Below are 20,038 nucleotides of genomic sequence, written 5' to 3'. Positions count from 1 at the left end.
CACCCCCAAAGGCTGCAAACACGGATGACATGTCGAAGACATGTCCTGTGCCCGAAACACAGCGGAGGCGACGCGAATTGCCCAGCCCTACGCAAAGCGAGCCCAAAGTGGTACCGCTAATGTGCCCAAAGTGGATTCGTTGCAGAGCTCCAAGTAGTTTTTACCGCTGCGTTTTTCGCACGCTCCAGCTTAGACCCGTTGCTGGTCTAGGACAATACCAATCCGCTTTACTTTGACAAAGTGGTCCGGCACTGGTCTAGAATGGCACCGCCAGACGGCGAATTGGTTTGGCCACATGCCGTCGAGCAACGACGACAACGAGCGTCCGGACGAGCGAGGGAGTGAGGTCATGACAGTTCGTGTTGCCATCATCGGTGCGGGGCCGTGCGGCCTCGGCCAAATGCGAGCGTTCCAGCAGGCGAAGGCGAAGGGTGCGAGCATCCCCGAGATCGTCTGCTACGAGAAGCAGAGCGATTGGGGCGGGTTGTGGAACTACACTTGGCGCACAGGTCTCGACGAGAACGGTGAGCCGGTGCATGGCAGCATGTACCGGTATCTCTGGTCGAACGGTCCCAAGGAATGCCTCGAGTTCGCCGATTACACCTTCGACCATCATTTCAAGCAGCCGATTCCTTCCTATCCGCCGCGCGAGGTGCTCTACGACTACATCATCGGGCGCGCCAAGGACGCCAATGTGAGGCCGTGGATTCAGTTCTCGACGGCGGTGCGGCAGGTCACCTTCGACAAGGATTCAGGCAAGTTCAACGTCACGGTCGAGCGCCTCAAGGATCGCACGATGCACACGGACACGTTCGATTACGTGATCGTGGCGAGCGGACATTTCTCGACGCCGAACGTGCCGCATTTCCCCGGCATCGAGACCTTCCCCGGCCGGGTGCTGCACGCCCACGACTTCCGCAGCGCCGACGAGTTCAAGGGCAAGGACCTCCTCGTCGTCGGCGCGAGCTATTCGGCCGAAGATATCGCGCTCCAGTGCCACAAATACGGGGCGAAATCAGTCACCATGTGCTGGCGCACGCAGCCAATGGGATTCAAGTGGCCGGCCACAATGGACGAGCGGCCGCTGCTCACCAAGATCGAGGGCAGGACGGTGCACTTCAAGGACGGGTCGAAGAAAGATTTCGACGCCATCGTGCTGTGCACCGGCTATCAGCACCACTTCCCCTTCCTGGCCGACGAGCTCAGACTGCGCACCCACAACCGCATGCATCCGCCGCATATCTACAAGGGCATTTTCTGGATCGACAACCCGAAGCTCATGTATCTCGGCATGCAGGACCAGTTCTACACGTTCTCCATGTTCGACGCGCAAGCGTGGTACGCGCGCGACGTGATCCTGGGGCGGATCAAGCTGCCGTCGAAGGAAGAGATGCAGAAGGACGACGAAAAATGGGTCAAGCGCGAGGAGGCCCTGAAGGACGCTTTCGAGAAGATCGACTTCCAGGCCGACTATGTGCGCGACCTGTGCAAGGACACCGACTATCCCAAGTTCGACATCGACATGACGGTCGATGAGTTCAAGGAGTGGGAGCACGACAAGGTCGACTCGATCCTCGGCTACCGCAACAAGGCGTTCAAATCGCCCTGCACCGGGACGATGGCGCCCGTGCATCACACGCCGTGGATCGAGGCGATGGACGACTCGATGAAGGCGTTCCTCGCGGTGAAGGGCAAGGCAGCCGCCGAATAGCGCGCGCCAGGCGAATGGCGAGAGGCCGCCCCAACGGGCGGCCTTCTCTTTTGGGGGAGCCCACACATCCCCCCTGCCCGCGCTCAGGCGCGCACGCGCGTCTTCTCCGGATCGTAATGGGGGAAGCGCACGATGCGTGCCGGCAGGCGTTTCTGGTGGCCGTCGAGCTTGCCGATTTCGACTTCGGTCCCGAGCTTGTCGTAAATCGCATCGACGCGCGCGAGCGCGATCGTCTTGCCGAGGATCGGCGAGCGGGTCGCGCTCGTTATCAGCCCCACCTGCGCGCGCCCAATGTGTACACAGTCGCCGTGACCGACCGGCACATCGCCCTCCATCTCCAGTCCGACCAGCTTTTTCTGCGGATGCTCCTTGCGGCGCAGAAGCGCCTCGCGTCCGATGAAATCCTCGTTCTTGGTGAGCGCCACGGTGAAGCCGATGCCGGCTTCGAACGGGTCGGTCTGATCGCAGAATTCGTAGCCGGCGAAGGCCAACCCCGCCTCGATGCGCAGCATGTCGAGGGCTTGCAGACCGAGCGGCCTCAGTCCGTGCGGCTCGCCGGCCTGCCAGACGGCGTCAAACACGGCGAGCGCGTCGTTGGGATGACAGAAGATCTCGTAGCCGAGCTCGCCAGTGTAACCGGTGCGCGAGACGACGACCGACGGTCCCTCGAACCCGCCGATGCGGCCGACGGTGAAACGGAACCAGCCGAGCTCGTCCAGCGTCGGACGCGACGGCGGTGTCCAGATCACCTGGCGGAGGATGTCGCGGCTCTTGGGGCCCTGCACGGCGACATTGTGCAACTGGTCGGTCGAGGAACGCACCCACGCCTTCAATCCGAGCTTCTCGGCCTGCTCGCGCAGCCAGATGCCGCCATAGTCGTCGCCGCCGATCCAGCGGAAATTGTGCTCGCCGAGACGGAAGAGCGTGCCGTCGTCGATCATGCCGCCGTGCTCGTAGCACATGGCGGTATAGACCACCTGGCCCGGCGAAAGCTTCCGCACGTTGCGGGTCAACGTGTATTGCAGCAGCGCCTCGGCGTCGGGACCGGTCACCTCGAACTTGCGCAAGGGCGAGAGGTCCATGATCGCCGCCTTCTCACGGCAGGCCCAATATTCGGCGACCGGGCCGTCATTGTTGAACGACACGGGCAGCCAATAGCCGCGATATTCGGCGAAGTTGCGTGTGAGGCTAGAGAAGCGCGGGTGAAACGCAGTCTCTCGCGTCATTTGGGGTTCGGCGTCGGGCGTCATTCTGTAAGCCACCGCTCTGGAGAAATTCTGCTTGTGGGAATACGTGCGCACGTGGATATCGGTCGGGATCCAGCCGTTGGCCGGATCGATGTCATCAGGACAGGCGGAAGAAACGCAGACGATGTCGGTGAGCGCGCGCAGCATCACGTAATCGCCGGGCCGCGACCACGGCTCATCGAAATAGAGCACGTTCCGCGCGTCGATGCTCGTGTTGTAGAAGAAATTGAGCGCCATCCAGCCCGTGCGCGCCGCGATGCCGTAGGGCGCGAGCGCCGCGTTGAAATTGTCGGTGCAGTTGACATGGCCCGGGTAGCCCTGATCGGCGTAATAGCGCGCATGACAGGCAAGACCGAAGGCGTCGTGGCGTCCCACCGTGTCGCGCACCACCTCGACGAGCGGCTGCATGGTCTGATCGAAGGCCTTCGAGAACAGGCCGGGACGCGGATAGCTCTGACCGGTCAACGTGCGCGTCGTGGTCACATCGAGCGGGTGCTCCAGCCCCTTGTCGAGCGAGCGCGCGGCAAAACACTGGAAGTCGGTGCACTGCCGCCCGGCCACGTCGATGATCTGGATATATTCGCCGGCGCGAACGAAATAGGCCTCGGCCGTCGCGCGCTTGACGCGGAGGTCCTGGAGCGGATCGGCGAGCGGCTCGGGCAGCGGCATCTCGTCCGCGGGGCGAATGCGGCTCCGCCGGACGTAGAGCCGGATCGGCGTCGCGGTGTCCTGCAAATCGACGTTCATGGCGCTGCCTGGAGCGGCCGCGATCAGAAGCCCATCGCGTGAGACCGTGAAATCGGCCGCGTCGCCGGCGCGCGAGTCGCCGCCGAACAAAGCGATGGCGCGGGCCTTGGCGAGATCGATGCCGCGCCGCGCAAGTCCGGCGCGCACGGTGCGCGCGCTTTCGTTGGCTCCGCTCAAGATCTGCTTGAGTCCGCGCGCATCACCGTGGCCAGGACCGCCGAGAATAGCCGGATCAATGATCCCCGCATTATCCGCCGCCACGAGCTCGCACGCCTGCATCCCTTCGACGTCGACGACGCGCACCTGATCGCCTGCAAAAATCGGAACGGCGATGGCGCCCCCACCGGGCACGGTATAACGCTCTTCGCCGGGAGGCAGCGTGAGCAGTCCGGGCAATCTTATGGATGAAGGCCGCGGCGGGCCTGGGCGGAAAGTCTGATCGCCGATCGAAACCAAGGCAAGACATCCGGCTCAAGCGACAAGGCGCTTAGGCTAGCCGACGCGATGGACGCGTTCAACACGGGCCACTTTGGTCGAGCGGCGCCTTGTGATGCGCGAACCGCTTTGGGCTAGACTCGCTGAAGGATGGCGGCGGCGGCGCGCCGCTTTTGCGGCGCTCGGCGGGACGGAGCATAAGTCACGCGATCTCGCGCCGGTAGCGGGAGGTCAAAGAAGAAGGTCGTTCCCTCGCCTTCTGTCGAGGTGAAGCCGATGCGGCCGCCATGAGCTTCGACGATCGACTTGCAAATGCTGAGCCCGAGCCCCGAGCTCTCGGTCCTCGGCGAACACGAGGCCTGAGCGAACATGTCGAAGACGCGCGCACGAAACTTCTTGGGAATCCCCGGCCCGCGGTCGACGACAGAGATGCGCAGCGCGCGCTCGTGGCGATCGACGTTCACATCAATCCGGCGCCCCTCCGGCGTGAACTTGATGGCATTGGCAAGGAGATTGTCCAGGACTTGCTGGATGCGGAGCGGATCGATCTCGAGCTCGATGCGCTTCGCGTGAGAGGAGATATTGAAATCGATAACCGGCGCTCCGGGCGCAACGCGACGCGCCGCCACGACCTGTTCCAAGAGCGGTCCAAGCGAGACATTTGCTTTATTGAGGCTGAAGCGTCCGGCGCTGATTCTGGTGAAATCGAGCAGATCGTTCACGATCGACATGAGTCGCGTGCAATTCCGGCTGGCAAGGCTCACCAGCTCCTCGAGCTTGCCCGACAAACGCCCGGCGTTGCCCGACGCCAAGAGCGCAAGCGCGCCGTGGATCGGCGTCAGCGGGGTGCGCAACTCGTGGCTCACTTTGGCCAGAAACTCATAGCGCGCAATTTCGGCCCTCTTCAATTCGGTGATGTCGGTCTCGACGAGCACCGTGCCGCCGTCCGGCGTTCGCCGCATGGTCGACATCAGCCATTTGTCCGCGCGCGGCTCAACCGAAGGCAGACCGTCGGCCAGACGGTGCCGCGCAAGGCGCTCCCCGATGTCGGTTTCGGCCGAAAGACTGGGGAAAAATCCCTCGCCGCGCGCGAGGGCTGCCCGCGCCAAGACCTCGAAGCTGACGCCGGGCGCGATCAGGTCTCCGATCGGGACATTCAGGTCGCGATAAGCGCGATTGCAGGCGACCAGCGTGCCGTTCGCGTCGAAAACCGCGATGCCGTCAGAGATACAGTCGATAGCGTCGATAAGAGGCGCAGCTCCTTGGGGAGCAACACGTTGGTCCGGACTCGACATCGACCTGCTCCGCCTCTCGGGATGGCGAGGAAAGATCCGGCGCTGCGGCGCGAGAAACGGCAGCGTCCCCGATTTGAGACATATTTGATCGCGCGCCTTAAGAAGGCGTTAGCGACATGCAAACCTCGCGCCGCAAGAGTCTCGCCGGCCAATCACGTACCTTCGGGCCGATAGGCTCCCGGCGGGATCATGCCGACGACGTAGGCGAGATAGAGCGCGTCGAGCTGGGCCCACAGCACGTCGCACTTGAAGCGCACGGCGTCGATGCATGCTTCCTGCGCCTCGCGGGTCCGTGCATTCTCCTTGACGAATTCGAGGGCGAAATCGGCATCGCGGGGCGCTTGGCTCAGCCTCCGCTTGAAATAGGCCATCACGTCGTCATTGACGAAGCTGTAATTGGCGAGCATCCCGGCGATCCGCTCGCGATGGATCGAGGGCGCGAACAACTCGGTGAGCGACGAGGCCACGGCAACGACAAGCGGCTGCTCGACCACGAAACGAACATAGGCCTCGACGGCAAAGCGTGTTGCAGGCAGGGCACCACGCATGCTCGTGACATAGCCGCGATCGAGACCCAGGCAGTCGGTGAGCTTGAGCCAGCGCTCAATTCCACCCGTCTCTTCGGGAAGCAAGCCATCGTGGTCATGGATGCGGTGGATCCACTCGCGCCGGAATTCGCGGTCGTAGACGCGGCTCATGAGCGCGGCATCCTTGCGCGGAACGGCCTCCTGGTAACAGTAGCGGTTCAGCGCCCAGGCCGCGACTTGGTTCTTGTTGAGGGCGCCGCCATGCAGCATGCGGTGAAATTCGTGCTTGTCGTGGTAACGCTCGGCGCCGACGGCGCGAATGCGCGCTTCGAACTCTTCCTTGCTCCAGGGCAGCGCCGTGCCTTCGGCCTTCCTCACAAATTCGTTCATCGGCGTAACCTCCATGCGCCGCCGTTCGGGGATGGACTTGCGGCGGTTGTGTTCCTCCGACAAAAGCTTAGCGGTGCGCGATTCCGCTCGCTTGATGTGGATCAAGCGCGGCCATTAACATTGCATGACAATTTTCGGAGAGGTCGGACCGACTGGCACAGAGACGACGGGCGTCAGGCTTCCTTGCCCTGCGCGAGCTGCTTGAGCACCGCGAGCCGGGGCACGACGAACCTGCGGCGGCCGCGTATGCCGATCACGCCTTTCTCCTTCAAGCCGCGCAGCTCGCGGCTAACCGTTTCGTGGGTCAGCCCAAGGCAATCCGCCATGTCGATGCGCGAGAGCGGAAGATCGAACTCCCGAGCCTCATCGTGGGCTGCGCCATTGCCGTTGATTTTGCCCTTGCGCATCAGCCGCTCGGCGATCAGGAGGAGAAGGCTCGCCATTTTCTCCTGCGCCGACTTGCGCCCGAGCGTGAACATCCATTCGCGCGCCACATCGAGCTGATCGAGCGTACGCTTGAGGAGAGCGCCTTCGAGGCATGGATGTTCCTGCATCACTGTCTCGAAATCGGTCTTGGGAAAGCAGCAAAGCAGGAGCGAGGTGGTGGCTTCGGCCCTGAAGATGCTGCCATTGGCGGCAAAGGGCCGGCCGAGGAAATCTCCCGGGAACTGAAGTCCGACGATTTGCTGACGTCCGTCAGGAAAAGAGCGAACCAGCTTGACAACGCCGGTGATGATGACCGCGAACCAGGAGGCGTCTTGGGGACCGGTTTGCAGGACCTGGCTTTCCGGGAATTGCTTGAAGTGAGCGATGTCGCCGAGCGCCTGAGCGGCAGGGGTCGACAGCGCGCTGCACAGCGCCCGCTCCCGGATGGGACAGCTGTCGCAGTAGCGCTGCTTCTTCAGCCCCCCGCTCAATCCAAAGGTTCGCATGGTCCCCCCTTTAGCCCTTGCAGCGCCAGGGCAACCCTCCGCACCAGAACGGGGCGAATGGGCTACCGGCCTTGATCTGGATCAATTTTGCGCCGCCTGCGACGCAATGCCCGGGATCCAGAGCGGGAGACCCGGCCCGCGGGATACACCTGCGGATTTGGTGATCTCGATCAAGGCCCCGACGGTCCGTCCAAGGCACATTGGCTCTTCGCCCAAGGGCGGGAGAGGGAGTTCATGGACATCGGACAGCACGTCACGGTGCGCAACTGGGATGGCACGTGGACCTATCGGCCGAAGGTGCTGGTCACGCCGCGCAACGCGCACGACATCGTCACCATCATGGGCGACAAGGTGCGCTTTCCCTCTCCCGTGAGGCCGGCCGGGTCAATGCACTCAACGGCGCGCATGAACGGCGATGACGGCGGGACCATGGTCGACATGAGGGCCATGAACCGCATCCTCGAGTTCGGTCCCGGTACGGTCACGGTCGAGGCCGGCGCCACCCACATGGCGGTTGCCGAGGCGCTGAAAGCACGCGGGCTGCAATTTTACGTGATGACCGAGATCGGCAACGTCACCATCGGCGCCTTCGCCACCGCCGCGACCAAGGACAGCTCGTTTCCGGGCGAATACGGCCAAGTCTGCTCTTATGTCACGCGCCTCCGGCTGGTGACACCGCAAGGCGAGATCAAGACCTATACCGAGGAAGACAACCCCGAGGAGATGCGCCTTCTCCGCTCGAGCTACGGGCTGTTCGGCATCGTGTTCGAGGTCACCATCAGGGTCAGGCCGACGACGGCGCTCTCGGTGCGTCACCTGTCGCTTTCACTTCCCGAATTCCGCAGGCGATTCCCCGCCCTCGTGCGCGACTTCGCGGTGATGTACTACCTCTTTCCGTTCGACCGGCGCGTGGCCGTCGAGCTCCGCAAGGACAATCCTGCCGTTCAGCCGACCTCGTATCGCCGCTGGAAGTACCGCAACCGCTTCTGGCGCAAATACGGGCCAGCGACCACGCAGTGGATCGCCGAGCATGTCCGCAGCCGTCCCTTGCGAAAGCTCGCCGACAGGCTGAATTCATTGCTTCTCAGGCAAGCGCTTGTCCGTGTGCTTCGCAGCGACCGAACCTGGCCGCATGCGCAGATCATCAGCTATCCGCGCGATCCCGGCCGCACCAAGTACATTTTCAGCATGTGGGCGTTCAACCAGCGCGGCTTCTTCGACATTCTCGAAGAGTATTGCGACTTCTGCGCCGACTATGAGGGACGGACCGGCTATCGCTGCGACCTCCCCGCCGTCGGCTACGCCATCGCTCGGGACCGGAGCTCCTTATTGTCCTATTCCTGGGACTTCCCCACCCTTTGCATCGATCCGACCTCGACAGGCGGCGAGGATTGGGAGCGGTTCTTGCGGGCCTATAACGCGTTCTGCTCGGCCCGCGGCGGCCTGCCTCTGTTCAATCAGACACCGTTCCTGACGCGCGCCGAGGTGGCCAAAGCCTTCGGCGAGCGACTCGACGCGTTTGCCGCCGCCCGGCGCAAAGCCGACCCGGAGAATCGCCTGCTCGACAGCTATTTCCGCGAACTGTTGCCGCAACATGCGACGTCAGAGGCTTGTGTCGCGCTGGAGGAACAGAATGAACGTGCATGACTCTAGGACCGCCAGGTACAGCGATGTCCCGGCGAACGAGGTCGCCGAGACCTTCCTTTCCTGTCTCGAACGAGCAAGGCACGAGACTTGGCCATTCGACTATTGGCTGCTCGAGGGCGCGCTCCCCGAAGAGGATGTGGACGCCGTCCTGTCTCTCTCCGCCGCGCCGCCGGAGGGCATGGTGCTGAACGGCAGGCGCGAGACCAACAACGCGCTCCGTTTTTTCTTCGGCCGCGAGAACCAGGAGAGATTCGCGGTGTGCCGGCGCATCGCCGACGGCTTCAAGGACGCTCGCGTCAAAAGGACGATCGAGGAGACGACCGGCACCGACCTGTCGGGAACCCATCTCCGCATCGAATATTGCCAGGACCCGCCCGGCTTTTGGCTCGAGCCGCACACCGACATCCTGGTCAAGAAGTTCACCATGCTCGTCTATCTGCTGGACGATCCCGCGCTCAGACTCGCCGGCACCGACATTCATCAAGGGCCGCCCGACTTCAAATATGTGACGACGGCGACCTATGGCAGGAATCTCGGAGTGATCTTCATCCCCAGCAAGAGCTCCTGGCACGGCGTCGGCCATCATCCGATCCAGGGGCTCCGCAAGTCGATCATCATCAATTATGTCGGTGCGGAGTGGCGCGACGCGTTCGAACTCGCGTAACGCTCGCACACTCGGCAATGCGCCGAAGTATCCCAGGGACCTTCTCGAGGTCGATCGACCGCTCGTGTTGCCGGCCGCCGCGTGTGGTTCCTTCCGGCGGGACCTGAGCGGTGCTCGGCTAGTTGGGATAGGGGTCGTGCGTGAGACCGCCGTTCAGCGGCGCCGGCGGGAAATCGAAATGAGGTCCGAAGTCGGTGGGCGCGGGCGGCATCTTGGCCGGGCCCCACAAATCCCGCTTCATTTTGCGGTAGGTGGCCTTCTGCTTTGCCGTCAGCGTCACGCCGTTGCGCTGTCTGGCGTCAACGCCGGCCGGCGCCGCAAGCGCGATCGCCAGCAAAGCCAGAACACAGAACGGGAAGAGCCTAATTCTCATCTGATTGCTTTCCGCCGCACATCTTGACTGTGGTAGTGAAAACTAGCGTAGGCAGAACCGCAAGCCTTGACGATGCTCAACGTTCGCCTGCGGCAAGTTGTTCGAGGCGGCCGGCAAGCTGGTTGAGCTGCCACTTTTTCGCGAGCGCGGCCGCCTTGTCCCACGTCGGCGTCTGGTCCGGGAGCTTCGGCAGCGGCGCTTTCCTGTTCATCGTGGCGATCGAACGATAGAGGCGCAAGCTCTTGGCCATGGCGGGGAAGCGTCCCGCCTTGAGCGCGGCTTCAAGGCTGCCATATTGCTGAAGCAGCGCGGCGGCTCCCCCGGCGCCCACCCCCGGCGCTCCCGGCACCTTATCCGATGGGTCGCCGCGCAAAGCGATGAAGTCAGGAACCTGATTCGGGTCGACCCCGTAGCGTTCGCGGACCTCGGCTGGACCGATTCTCGCCATCTCGCCGGCGCGGACGGGATAAAGGATCGTGGTGCGATCGGAGGCGAGCTGGAACGTATCGCGGTCGCCGCTCGCAACGAGGACCGTGCCGCCCCGCTTCTCTTCCTTTGCTGCCGCGCTCGCGAGGAAATCGTCGGCCTCGTAGCCGGGGGCTTTGGCATTCGCAAAGCCGCAAGCGGCGATGAATTCGGGCAACGCCTCGAGCTGCTCGATCACGGCGTCGTCGAACTCGCGTCCGCCCTGATAATCGGGAAGCGCCTCATGCCGGTAGGTCGGCTCGCCATAGCTATCCCAGGCGACGAGCACCGCCCGCGGCCGTTCTTCGCGGTAGAGGCGAAGCAGCATGTTGGCGAAGCCGAGTATGGCGCCAGCCGGGCGATCGCCTCGTCTCATGATCGTCTTGGGCAGCGCGTGATAAGAGCGATGGGCGAAGGAGTCCCCGTCGATGACGAGGAGAGGCCGCCGTGCGGCCGGCGCGCGTTTCTTGCTCTCGCCCCGCCTATGCTTCACCGTCTTTGTGGGCCGCGAGGTTCGCGCGCGGCGCGCGGGTGCCGCGTCGCGCAGCACGATCCAGGCGGGGGCATGATCGCTTGCGCCGTCGTGTCCCCTCGCCTCCCGGTCGACGCCAGCGTCAGCGAGCCGCCTCGCTGCCGGGGCATTCAACAACAGATGATCGAGGCGAAGCCCGGCGTCGCGCTCCCAGCGGTTTCGCTTGTAGTCCCAGAAGGTGTACATCGGCTCGTCGGGATGGATGGCGCGGATGGCGTCGACCCAGCCCTGCTCGAGGAGGCGCCCGAATAGCGCCCGGGGCTCGGGCTGCACCAGCGCATTCTTGGCGTAAGGCTTCGAGGGATAGATATCGGCGTCGGTCGGCACCACGTTGAAATCGCCCGCAAGCACGACCGGCGCGTCGATGGCGCATAGCGCCTTGGCGTGGGTCAGGAGCCGCTTCATCCAGGCGAGCTTGTAGGCGAATTTGGGTCCGGGCTGCGGGTTGCCGTTCGGGGCGTAGAGATTGGCGATGAGAACGCCCCCGACCGCGGCTTCGATGTAGCGGCTTTGCGCATCGCTCGGATCGCCCGGCAGGCGATTGCGGGTCAGCACCGGCTCGCATCCGCGGGCAAGGATAGCGACGCCGTTCCACGACTTCTCTCCGCGCCAGACGGCGCCGTAGCCCGCCTTTTCGATGGCGGCAACAGAAAAGGCAGCATCGGTCGTTTTGATTTCCTGGAGGCAGACGACGTCAGGCCGTGCCCGGCGCAGCCACGCGAGCAGATTGTCGAGCCGCTTGTTGATGTCGTTGATGTTGAAGGTGGCGATCTTCACCGGGGCCACGCATAGCGAGACGAGCCATCATGGCGACGCTTCGCTCTCGACGTCTCGACCGCGAAGCGACCGCGCAACCGTTGCTAGCAAGCAAGTCCTGCCGTAGCAAGCGGGGGGCTCGCTGAGTCAACCTTAGCCGCCGCCGGTGAGCTCAGTCGCCTCCTCGCGCGCGGCCCGATCCGCTGCTTCCTCCAACGTGGCGCCGCGTAGCAGCATGCCGAACCAGGCGAAGAGCTTGCGCGAGTCGGCGTTCTCGGCGATCCGCCACTCGGGGTGCCATTGGACGGCAAGCACACGCTCTCCGCTCGCCGGTCTCACGCTCTCGATGATTCCGTCGGTGCTGGTGGCCTCCACGACAAGCTCGGGGCTTAGTTCGGCGATGCCCTGGAAATGCGCCGAGGTGACCACGATCGACGGCGCCCCCATGGCGCGCTCGAGAATGCCGCCGCGGGAAAGCTCCACCCTGTGCTGAAGGGCGAACATCTCTTCCATGGGAAGCCCGGCGGGGGTGTGGTGGATTTGGTCGCGATCGGGTTCACCGAGATCGCGCCGTAGCGTTGCCCGATAGGCGACCGCGATCTCCTGAAATCCCCGGCATATGCCGAGCACCGGCCGATCCTGGTCGGCAGCGGCATCGATCAGGCGCATCGCCGTCTCGTCGCGCGGCGGGTCGAAGGGTCCCGCGCCGCCTTCCCTGCTGCGGTAGCGGCGCGGCTCGATATTCGACGGGCTGCCGGTGAGCATGAGGCCGTCCAGCCGCGCGACAATCGATGAGACATCGAAGTGATCGCTCATCGATGGCACGAGCACGGCGTCGGCGCCCATGAACGGTATCGCGCGCAAGTAACGTTCGGCGACGGCTTGGGCCGGATCCTCGGGGATGCGGGTGCAACAAATGACGCCGACGAGAGGCCGCTTTGCCAAGACAGGAATCCCTTCAGACGCCGGCTAGACCATTTCGAGATAGCGCCTGCGCTCGACATCGGTCACGCGCCTGTCGCAGGCAGTCGCCTCAAATTCAGCAATGCGGATGAGGTTGTCAATGAAGGCGGGCGCGAAAATCTGCTTCAGCGCGGGAGACGCCGCAGCAACCCGCTGGTAACGCTTGTAGGCCTCAGCGGCGCGGTCTGGGAATATGGGAGATATGGAAGCGCATCGTCATCGCGCTTCAGGCGGCGCAAGCGATCGCTCCAAAGGACCTTAGCGCCGCACTTCGTCGGCTGCGCTCGCAGGCTGGAAAATCATGCGCTCCGCACACATCGAGTTTGCTCGAACACTCCCCTCCGTGGCCTCTACCGCCAGTTACCCTCCATAACGCTCGGTGCGTATGAGCGAGGCGGGAATACCGGCCGAGATCGCTGCGTCAGCGGCCGCCCCGACAAAGGGGTTCGAGCCACAGATGAAGATCTGCTTCGGCGGCGCGGGCAGCCGGCCGAGAAGTTCTGTCACCATGTCTTGGTCGACGCGGCGGCCATAGTCGTGCGCGCGGCGCGGCGGCTCGCGCGTCAGCGCAAGCGCAAGCGTGAAGCCGTCATTGCGTGCGTCGAGATGCAACAGTTCTTCGCGGAACAGCACCTCCTCGAACGTCCGGGAGGAAAAGAGGAGGAGCACAGGCACATCCGAGCGGCAGATCGACCGTTGGCGGATCATCGACATGAAGGGCACGACGCCGGATCCGCCGGCAAACAGCAGGAGCGGTCCGCCGTCGCCGACCTCCCAGACGAAATAGCCGCCGATCGGCCCGCGCAGTTCGATCGTGTCCCCGACCGTGGCGACATCATGAAAGAAGGTCGAGACCTCGCCGTCGTCGAGACGCTCAACGGCAAGCTCGATCACACTTCCCGGCCCTGGCGCCGAGGCAATCGAGTAGCTGCGCTCGGCCCGATAGCCATCGGCGGCGGTCAGGCGGACGTCCACGTGCTGGCCCGGCCGGAACGAGAAGGGACGCGGAAGATCGAAGAAGAAGCTCTTGACGCGCGGCGTCCGAGGAACGATCGCGGCGATCGCCGCCTCTTGCCACTGCAAACCGCGATCGCCGGCGGCGCTGCCGAGCGCTTCAGTCACCGGCGAAGCGCTGCTCGCGCCAAGGATCGCCGTAGATGTGGTAGCCGCGGAGCTCCCAGAAGCCGGGCTCGTCTCTCTGGATGAACTGAAGGCCGCTCACCCACTTGGCCGATTTCCAGAAATAAAGATGCGGCACCAGGAGTCGGGCGGGGCCGCCGTGGTCAGGCGCGAGCGGCGCGCCGGCATAGCTCAGCGCCACCATGGCCTTTCCACCGAGGAGATCAGCAGTGGGAACGTTCGTGGAGTAGCCGTCGTAGGAATGGGCGAGCGTGTAGGGCGTTGGTGGCCTGTCGAGGCCCGCAGCGGCCAAAATATCGTCGATCAACACCCCTTCCCATAGGGTGTCGAGCTTCGACCATTTGGTGACGCAATGAATGTCGCGGGTCTGCATGGTCTTCGGCAATGCGTTGAATTCCTCCCAGGTCCAGCGCGCCAAGGGCTTTGGGCCAGACTTCAGGGTGAAGGTCCAATCCTCGGTACTTATATGCGGCGTGGGACCGGCGGAAAGCACGGGAAAATCATTTGCCAGCGACTGTCCGGGGGGAAGCCGCTTGGCGATGTCGGGCGAACGCTGCCGCCCGGTGAAGCCGCGCGTCACCATATGAAGGCCTCGAGGAGCACCTGCGCGACGCCCCCTATATCACGTCGCGTCCGGCTCGGGCACCGGAACGTCGAAACCATTCAGCGTCACCGAAACAAGGCAATAGAGCCCGACCAGATAGATGAGCTCAGCGGCCGCATGCTCGCCGAAAGTGTCGACGGCCTGGCGATAGGTCAGTGCGGGCAGCGCGCCGTGACTGACCAGGGCCGAGGCCACGTCATAGGCGATGGCCTCGTCGCGCGTGAGGTCGCTTGGACGCTGGCCGGCTGCAATCGTAGCGATCTTGTCGTCGGAAAGCCCGCGGGCTTCTGCAATCATGACATGAGCATAGATCTCATAAGCGGCGCGAAATTTCGCGCCGGTCACCAGGATCGCGACCTCGCGAATCTGTTTCGGGAGCGACGGCGAGAAGGAGAGGGCTTTGATCAGTTCCCAGATCGGCTTTCCGAACTTGGGCTGGTGCAGCCACGGATTCCATGGGCCCATCAGCGCGCCGTTCTCGGCGATGGTGGCAAATCCCTGGAAGTTCTTCTCGATGCCGGCGCGCATATCCTCATAGAGCGGGCGCTGCTCGGGATTGAGATCGGCCGGCTTTATCAAGGGCAGACGCATGTGACCAATTCCTGGTCGTTGATGAGGTCGGCATGACTCACGTGAGGGCAAAGGCTTGGAAGCACTTTGGAAGGCTCTTACCCCGCCCGCAAGACGTGAGACAGACAGCCGCAACCGTTTATCCAATTCGACATCAAATCGGATGACGGTTCAACCACGCACATACGCGGTGCCCCGGCTTTATGAGATTCTTATAGAGAGCGGCTCACCTCCCCCTCGAAAACATACTCGCGGTAGGCCTAAGTCTTCGCCGAACAGAGCAGGCCGCGATCGTGCTTCGCGCAAACGTCATCCGATAACGATCTGCTTCTGTCGGCCAAGTCTCAAGGAGAGACCCATGTTGGACGCCATCATGCTCGCCATCGGCATCGGCTTCTTCGCCGTGTCCGTGGGCTACGTACTCCTCTGCGACCGGCTCTGAGGAGGTTCTCATGATCTTCGATTACTGGCTCGCCGGCATCGTGACGGTTGGACTGCTCGCCTACCTCACCTACGCGCTCGTCAGGCCCGAGAAATTCTAGGAGGCGCGCAATGACCCTCAACGGCTGGCTTCAGATCGCACTCTATTTCGCGGTCTTGACCGCGCTCGTTGTGCCGCTCGGCCGCTTCATGGCGCGTGTGTTTCAAGGCGAATGGACGTTTCTCACCCCGGTGCTCGGTCCCGTCGAGCGCGGTCTTTATCGCCTCGCAGGCGTGGACGAGACGCGCGAGCAGAGCTGGATCACCTACACGGTGGCCATGCTCCTGTTCAACGCGGCGGGCTTTCTCCTGGTCTACGCCATCCTGCGGCTCCAGGCCTTTCTGCCGTTGAACCCCGCCGGCATGGCGGCGGTGGCACCGGATTTGACCTTCAATACCGCCGTCAGCTTCGCCACCAACACCAACTGGCAGAACTACGGCGGCGAAAGCACCATGAGCTATCTCTCCCAAATGGCGGCGCTTACCACGCAGAACTTCGTTTCTGCCGCGACCGGCATCGCGCTCGCCGTGGCCCTCGTTCGCGGCTTTGCCCGCGCCTCCGCCAAGACCGTCGGCAATTTCTGGGTCGATCTCACGCGCTGCACTCTTTATGTCTTGCTACCGCTGTCGATTGTGGCCGCCGTCTTCCTCGTGTGGCAGGGCGTGCCGCAGAATCTCGGCGCCTATATCGATGCGACGACTCTCGAAGGCGCCAAGCAGACGCTGAGCCAGGGTCCCGCCGCCTCGCAGATCGCCATTAAGCAGCTCGGCACCAATGGCGGTGGGTTCTGGAATGCAAACTCAGCCGTTCCCTACGAGAACCCTACGCCCCTCAGCAATTTCCTCGAGGCGCTCTACATCCTTCTCATCTCGGCGGCGCTCACTCACACCTTCGGCCGCATGATCAAGGATGAGCGTCAGGGCTGGGCGCTCTACGCCGCCATGTCGATCCTGTTCTTCGCAGGCCTTCTCGTTTGCTACTGGGCGGAAGGATCCGGCAACCCGCAACTCGCGGCACTCGGGCTCGATCCCGCCAATATGGAAGGCAAGGAGGTTCGCTTCGGCATCGCCAATTCGAGCCTGTGGGCGGTGGCAACCACCGACGCCTCGAACGGCTCGGTCAATGCCATGCACGACAGCTTCACGCCGCTCGGCGGCATGATCCCCATGCTGAACATCATGCTCGGCGAGATCATCTATGGCGGCGTCGGCTCAGGCCTCTATGGCATGCTGTTGATGGTCGTCATCGCCGTGTTCGTGGCGGGCCTCATGGTGGGCCGCACGCCGGAATATCTGGGCAAGAAGATCGAAGCGAAAGAAGTCAAGATGTCGATGCTCGCCATCTTGATGCTGCCACTCGGCATGCTGTGCTTCACCGCCGCGGCCGTCGTGCTGCCTTTCGGCCTGTCGAGCCTGGCCAATCCCGGCCCGCACGGCTTCAGCGAGGCGCTCTACCTCTACACCTCGCAGACCGGCAACAACGGTTCGGCCTTCGGCGGCATCACGGGCAATACGCTCTGGTACAACACGACCGGTGCGCTCGCCATGCTGATCGGGCGCTACTTCATCATCATTCCCATGATGGCGGTGGCCGGCTCGCTCGCGGCCAAGAAGACCGTGCCGGCCTCGTCGGGCACTTTCCCAACCCATGGCGGCCTGTTCGTGGGCCTCCTCGTCGGCGTGATCCTGATCGTCGGCGGCCTCTCCTTCTTCCCGGCGCTCGCGCTCGGACCGATCGTCGAGCACTTTGCCATGATGGCCGGGCAACTGTTCTAATTCGGAGCCACTCCCATGGAAACGTCTCGTTTGCGCAAGCGGATGCCGGTCACGGCGCTGACCGATCCCAAGATCGTGTGGCCGGCCATCGGCTCGGCCTTTGCCAAGCTCGATCCACGCGTGATGGTGAAGAACCCGGTGATGTTCGTGGTGGAGGTCGTCGCTGCTGTTACCACCGTAATCTTTGTCCGCGAGTGGACGAGCGGCGCCAGCCATATCGGCTTCACCTTCCAGATCATCGTCTGGCTCTGGTTCACCGTGCTGTTCGCGAACTTCGCGGAGGCGATCGCCGAGGGCCGCGGCAAGGCCCAGGCCGCGACCTTGCGCCAGACGCGCGAGGAGACCAAGGCAAAGCTCATCGTCGACGACAAGACCGGTCTCATCGTGCCGACGCTCGCGAGCAAGCTCGGGCCAGGCCAGGTTGTCCTGGTAGAGGCCGGCGAACTCATCCCCTCCGACGGCGAGGTGATCGAAGGCGTGGCCTCGGTCAACGAAGCCGCCATCACCGGCGAGTCGGCGCCGGTCATTCGGGAGGCGGGCGGCGACCGCTCTGCTGTGACCGGTGGCACGCTAGTGGTCTCCGATTGGCTCAAGGTGCGCATCACCGCGGCGCAAGGCTCGACCTTCCTCGATCGCATGATCGCGCTGGTCGAAGGGGCGCAGCGCCAAAAGACGCCGAACGAAATCGCGCTCAACATTCTGCTCGCCGGCATGACCATCATCTTCGTGTTCGCGACCGCCACCATTCCGAGCTATGCGGCGTATGCAGGGGGCGCCGTGTCGATCGTCGTGGTGGTCGCTCTGTTCGTGACCCTCATCCCGACCACGATCGGAGCCCTGCTCTCGGCCATCGGCATCGCCGGCATGGACCGGCTGGTTCGCTTCAACGTGCTCGCCATGTCGGGCCGCGCTGTCGAGGCCGCCGGCGACGTCGATACGCTGCTTCTCGACAAGACCGGAACCATCACGCTCGGCAATCGTCAGGCGGTCGCCTTCATGCCGGTCAAGGGCGTGACCGAGCAGGAACTCGCCGATGCGGCGCAACTCGCCTCACTTGCCGACGAGACGCCGGAAGGCCGCTCCATCGTGGTGCTGGCGAAGGAGAAATATGGCATCCGCGGCCGCGACATTCACGAGCTCGGCGCCAAGTTCATTCCCTTCACGGCGCAGAGCCGGATGAGTGGCGTCGAGATCAACGGCTCCTGGGTCCGCAAGGGCGCGGTCGACGCCATCCTCGATTATCTCAAGAGCCTCGCGCCCACGGCGGCTTCGCTGGGAGCGGCCGCGGCGCGAAGAGAGGGCGTCAGCGCCGAAACCGCCCGCGAGATCAATTCCATCGCCGAGACCATCGCCAAGGCCGGCGGCACGCCGCTTGCGGTGGCCAAGGATGGACGGCTGCTCGGCGTCGTCCAGCTCAAGGATATCGTGAAGGGCGGCATCAGGGAGCGCTTCGCCGAGCTCAGGCGCATGGGCATCCGCACCGTGATGATCACCGGCGACAATCCCATGACCGCTGCCGCTATCGCCGCCGAGGCGGGAGTCGACGATTTCCTTGCTCAGGCGACGCCGGAGGAGAAGCTCAAGCTCATCCGCGCCGAGCAGGCCAAGGGCAAGCTCGTGGCGATGTGCGGCGACGGCACCAACGATGCGCCCGCGCTTGCCCAGGCCGATGTCGGCGTGGCCATGAATGCCGGCACCCAGGCGGCGCGCGAGGCGGGCAACATGGTGGATCTCGACTCCAACCCGACCAAACTCATCGAGATTGTCGAAATCGGCAAGCAGTTGCTCATGACGCGCGGCGCGCTGACCACCTTCTCCATCGCCAACGACGTGGCCAAGTACTTCGCGATCATTCCGGCGATGTTCCTCGCCTTCTATCCCCAGCTTCAGGCGCTGAACGTCATGCATCTCGCCACGCCGCAAAGCGCGATCCTGTCCGCGATCATCTTCAACGCGCTGATCATCATCGCGCTCATTCCGCTTGCCCTGAAGGGCGTGCCTTACCGTCCGATCGGCGCTGCCGCCCTGCTTAGGCGCAACCTGCTGATCTACGGTCTTGGCGGCATCATCATCCCGTTTGTCGGCATCAAGGCGATCGACCTCGTGGTCAGCGCCCTGCACCTCGTCTGAGGAGACACCCATGTTGAAAGAACTGCGTCCGGCGCTCGTGTTGATGCTTGCCTTTACCGTGATCACGGGCCTGCTCTATCCCCTCGCCATAACCGGCATCGCCGAGGCGCTCTTTCCCTATCAGGCGCAAGGAAGCCTGATCGAGAAGGACGGCAAGGTGGTCGGCTCGGCGCTGATCGGACAGGAATTTGCGGCCGACAAGTATTTTCACGGCCGCCCTTCGGCCACCCTCGGCTCCGATCCCAACGATCCGAGCAAGACGGTCTCGGTGCCCTATAACGCGGCGAACTCGATGGGCTCCAACCTCGGCCCAACCAACAAGGCGCTGATCGAGCGGATCGCCGCCGACGTGACAAAACTCAAGCGGGAAAATCCGTCGATGCAGATCCCGACCGACCTGGTGACGACCTCGGGCAGCGGGCTCGATCCCGACATCTCGCCGGAAGCAGCCTATTTCCAGGTCCCGCGCATTGCGAAGGCCCGCAACATACCGGAAAATGAAGTCCGCCAGCTCATCGACGCTCACATCGAGGGCCGCACCCTCGGCGTGCTTGGTGAGCCGCGCGTTAACGTGCTCGAGCTTAATCTCGCTTTGGATAAAGCCGGCGCGTAGCTATCGCCAGCGGGTCCAGCCCGCGTGCAAGGATCGAGGCG

The 20,038-nt window shown here is 63.6% G+C and carries 17 protein-coding genes and 1 pseudogene; 7 read left to right on the top strand and 11 right to left on the bottom strand.

Annotated elements, in window-relative coordinates:
* Positions 1–349 precede the first annotated feature (349 nt).
* Positions 350–1,711, top strand: a complete 1,362-nt coding sequence (locus VFB18_RS11630; RefSeq protein ID WP_324975253.1) for an NAD(P)/FAD-dependent oxidoreductase — start codon at positions 350–352, stop codon at positions 1,709–1,711.
* 83 nt (positions 1,712–1,794) lie between these two features.
* Here VFB18_RS11630 and VFB18_RS11625 read toward each other — a convergent pair whose 3' ends face one another.
* The 4 genes from VFB18_RS11625 to VFB18_RS11610 form a co-directional block, all read right to left on the bottom strand.
* Positions 1,795–4,161, bottom strand: a complete 2,367-nt coding sequence (locus tag VFB18_RS11625) for a DUF1989 domain-containing protein (RefSeq protein ID WP_324975251.1) — start codon at positions 4,159–4,161, stop codon at positions 1,795–1,797.
* Positions 4,162–4,274: 113 nt separating this feature from the next.
* A complete protein-coding gene (locus VFB18_RS11620) occupies positions 4,275–5,435 on the bottom strand; it encodes a HAMP domain-containing sensor histidine kinase (RefSeq protein ID WP_324975248.1) in 1,161 nt (386 codons plus the stop codon).
* 152 nt (positions 5,436–5,587) lie between these two features.
* Positions 5,588–6,352, bottom strand: coding sequence for a pyrroloquinoline-quinone synthase PqqC (pqqC, locus tag VFB18_RS11615; protein ID WP_324975245.1), 765 nt, complete (start codon positions 6,350–6,352; stop codon positions 5,588–5,590).
* A 173-nt stretch (positions 6,353–6,525) separates the two neighbouring features.
* Positions 6,526–7,284, bottom strand: a complete 759-nt coding sequence (locus tag VFB18_RS11610) for a Crp/Fnr family transcriptional regulator (protein WP_324975242.1) — start codon at positions 7,282–7,284, stop codon at positions 6,526–6,528.
* Between the two features lie 234 nt (positions 7,285–7,518).
* Between VFB18_RS11610 and VFB18_RS11605 the strand changes: the two genes are divergently transcribed.
* Positions 7,519–8,931: an FAD-binding oxidoreductase gene (locus tag VFB18_RS11605; RefSeq protein WP_324975239.1), complete on the top strand. Its 1,413-nt coding sequence runs from the start codon at positions 7,519–7,521 to the stop codon at positions 8,929–8,931.
* Positions 8,918–9,595 carry a 2OG-Fe(II) oxygenase gene (locus VFB18_RS11600; RefSeq protein WP_324975237.1) on the top strand — a complete coding sequence of 226 codons (678 nt, stop codon included), beginning with the start codon at positions 8,918–8,920 and terminating at the stop codon, positions 9,593–9,595. The genes VFB18_RS11605 and VFB18_RS11600 overlap by 14 nt, the downstream gene beginning before the upstream one ends.
* A gap of 118 nt (positions 9,596–9,713) precedes the next feature.
* On the opposite strand, the gene VFB18_RS11595 is transcribed toward VFB18_RS11600, so the two are convergent.
* From VFB18_RS11595 to VFB18_RS11565, 7 genes and pseudogenes are all read right to left on the bottom strand, one after another.
* Positions 9,714–9,968 carry a hypothetical protein gene (locus tag VFB18_RS11595; protein WP_324975234.1) on the bottom strand — a complete coding sequence of 85 codons (255 nt, stop codon included), beginning with the start codon at positions 9,966–9,968 and terminating at the stop codon, positions 9,714–9,716.
* A 76-nt stretch (positions 9,969–10,044) separates the two neighbouring features.
* Complete coding sequence (locus VFB18_RS11590) at positions 10,045–10,926, bottom strand: 5'-3' exonuclease (protein ID WP_324975259.1); 882 nt, start codon at positions 10,924–10,926, stop codon at positions 10,045–10,047.
* A gap of 45 nt (positions 10,927–10,971) precedes the next feature.
* Positions 10,972–11,742: pseudogene (xth, locus tag VFB18_RS11585) on the bottom strand (exodeoxyribonuclease III); the annotation flags it as partial.
* Positions 11,743–11,874: 132 nt separating this feature from the next.
* Positions 11,875–12,666, bottom strand: coding sequence for a gamma-glutamyl-gamma-aminobutyrate hydrolase family protein (locus tag VFB18_RS11580; protein WP_324975230.1), 792 nt, complete (start codon positions 12,664–12,666; stop codon positions 11,875–11,877).
* Positions 12,667–13,044: 378 nt separating this feature from the next.
* A complete protein-coding gene (locus VFB18_RS11575; protein ID WP_414675686.1) occupies positions 13,045–13,806 on the bottom strand; it encodes a ferredoxin reductase in 762 nt (253 codons plus the stop codon).
* Entirely contained in the window at positions 13,799–14,407 is a 609-nt protein-coding gene (locus VFB18_RS11570) for a sulfite oxidase-like oxidoreductase (RefSeq protein WP_324975228.1), read from the bottom strand. The genes VFB18_RS11575 and VFB18_RS11570 overlap by 8 nt, the downstream gene beginning before the upstream one ends.
* Before the next feature lie 39 nt (positions 14,408–14,446).
* On the bottom strand, positions 14,447–15,019 hold the full coding sequence (locus VFB18_RS11565) for a carboxymuconolactone decarboxylase family protein (RefSeq protein WP_324975225.1): 573 nt from the start codon (positions 15,017–15,019) through the stop codon (positions 14,447–14,449).
* Between the two features lie 431 nt (positions 15,020–15,450).
* On the opposite strand from VFB18_RS11565, the gene VFB18_RS11560 reads away from it, so the two are divergent.
* Genes VFB18_RS11560 through VFB18_RS11545 form a run of 4 tightly spaced genes read left to right on the top strand, consistent with a single transcriptional unit; the run spans position 15,451 to position 19,997 of the window.
* Positions 15,451–15,540, top strand: coding sequence for a K(+)-transporting ATPase subunit F (locus VFB18_RS11560; protein ID WP_324975222.1), 90 nt, complete (start codon positions 15,451–15,453; stop codon positions 15,538–15,540).
* A 10-nt stretch (positions 15,541–15,550) separates the two neighbouring features.
* Positions 15,551–17,254, top strand: a complete 1,704-nt coding sequence (gene kdpA / locus VFB18_RS11555; protein WP_324975217.1) for a potassium-transporting ATPase subunit KdpA — start codon at positions 15,551–15,553, stop codon at positions 17,252–17,254.
* 15 nt (positions 17,255–17,269) lie between these two features.
* On the top strand, positions 17,270–19,384 hold the full coding sequence (gene kdpB / locus VFB18_RS11550) for a potassium-transporting ATPase subunit KdpB (protein WP_324975214.1): 2,115 nt from the start codon (positions 17,270–17,272) through the stop codon (positions 19,382–19,384).
* Between the two features lie 10 nt (positions 19,385–19,394).
* Positions 19,395–19,997: a K(+)-transporting ATPase subunit C gene (locus tag VFB18_RS11545; protein ID WP_324975211.1), complete on the top strand. Its 603-nt coding sequence runs from the start codon at positions 19,395–19,397 to the stop codon at positions 19,995–19,997.
* Positions 19,998–20,038: the final 41 nt, after the last annotated feature.

Source organism: Methyloceanibacter sp. (assembly GCF_035650995.1).
Taxonomy (GTDB): domain Bacteria; phylum Pseudomonadota; class Alphaproteobacteria; order Rhizobiales; family Methyloligellaceae; genus Methyloceanibacter.
Note: the sequence above shows the minus strand (reverse complement) of the source record. Positions and strands in the feature narration are given on the sequence as shown.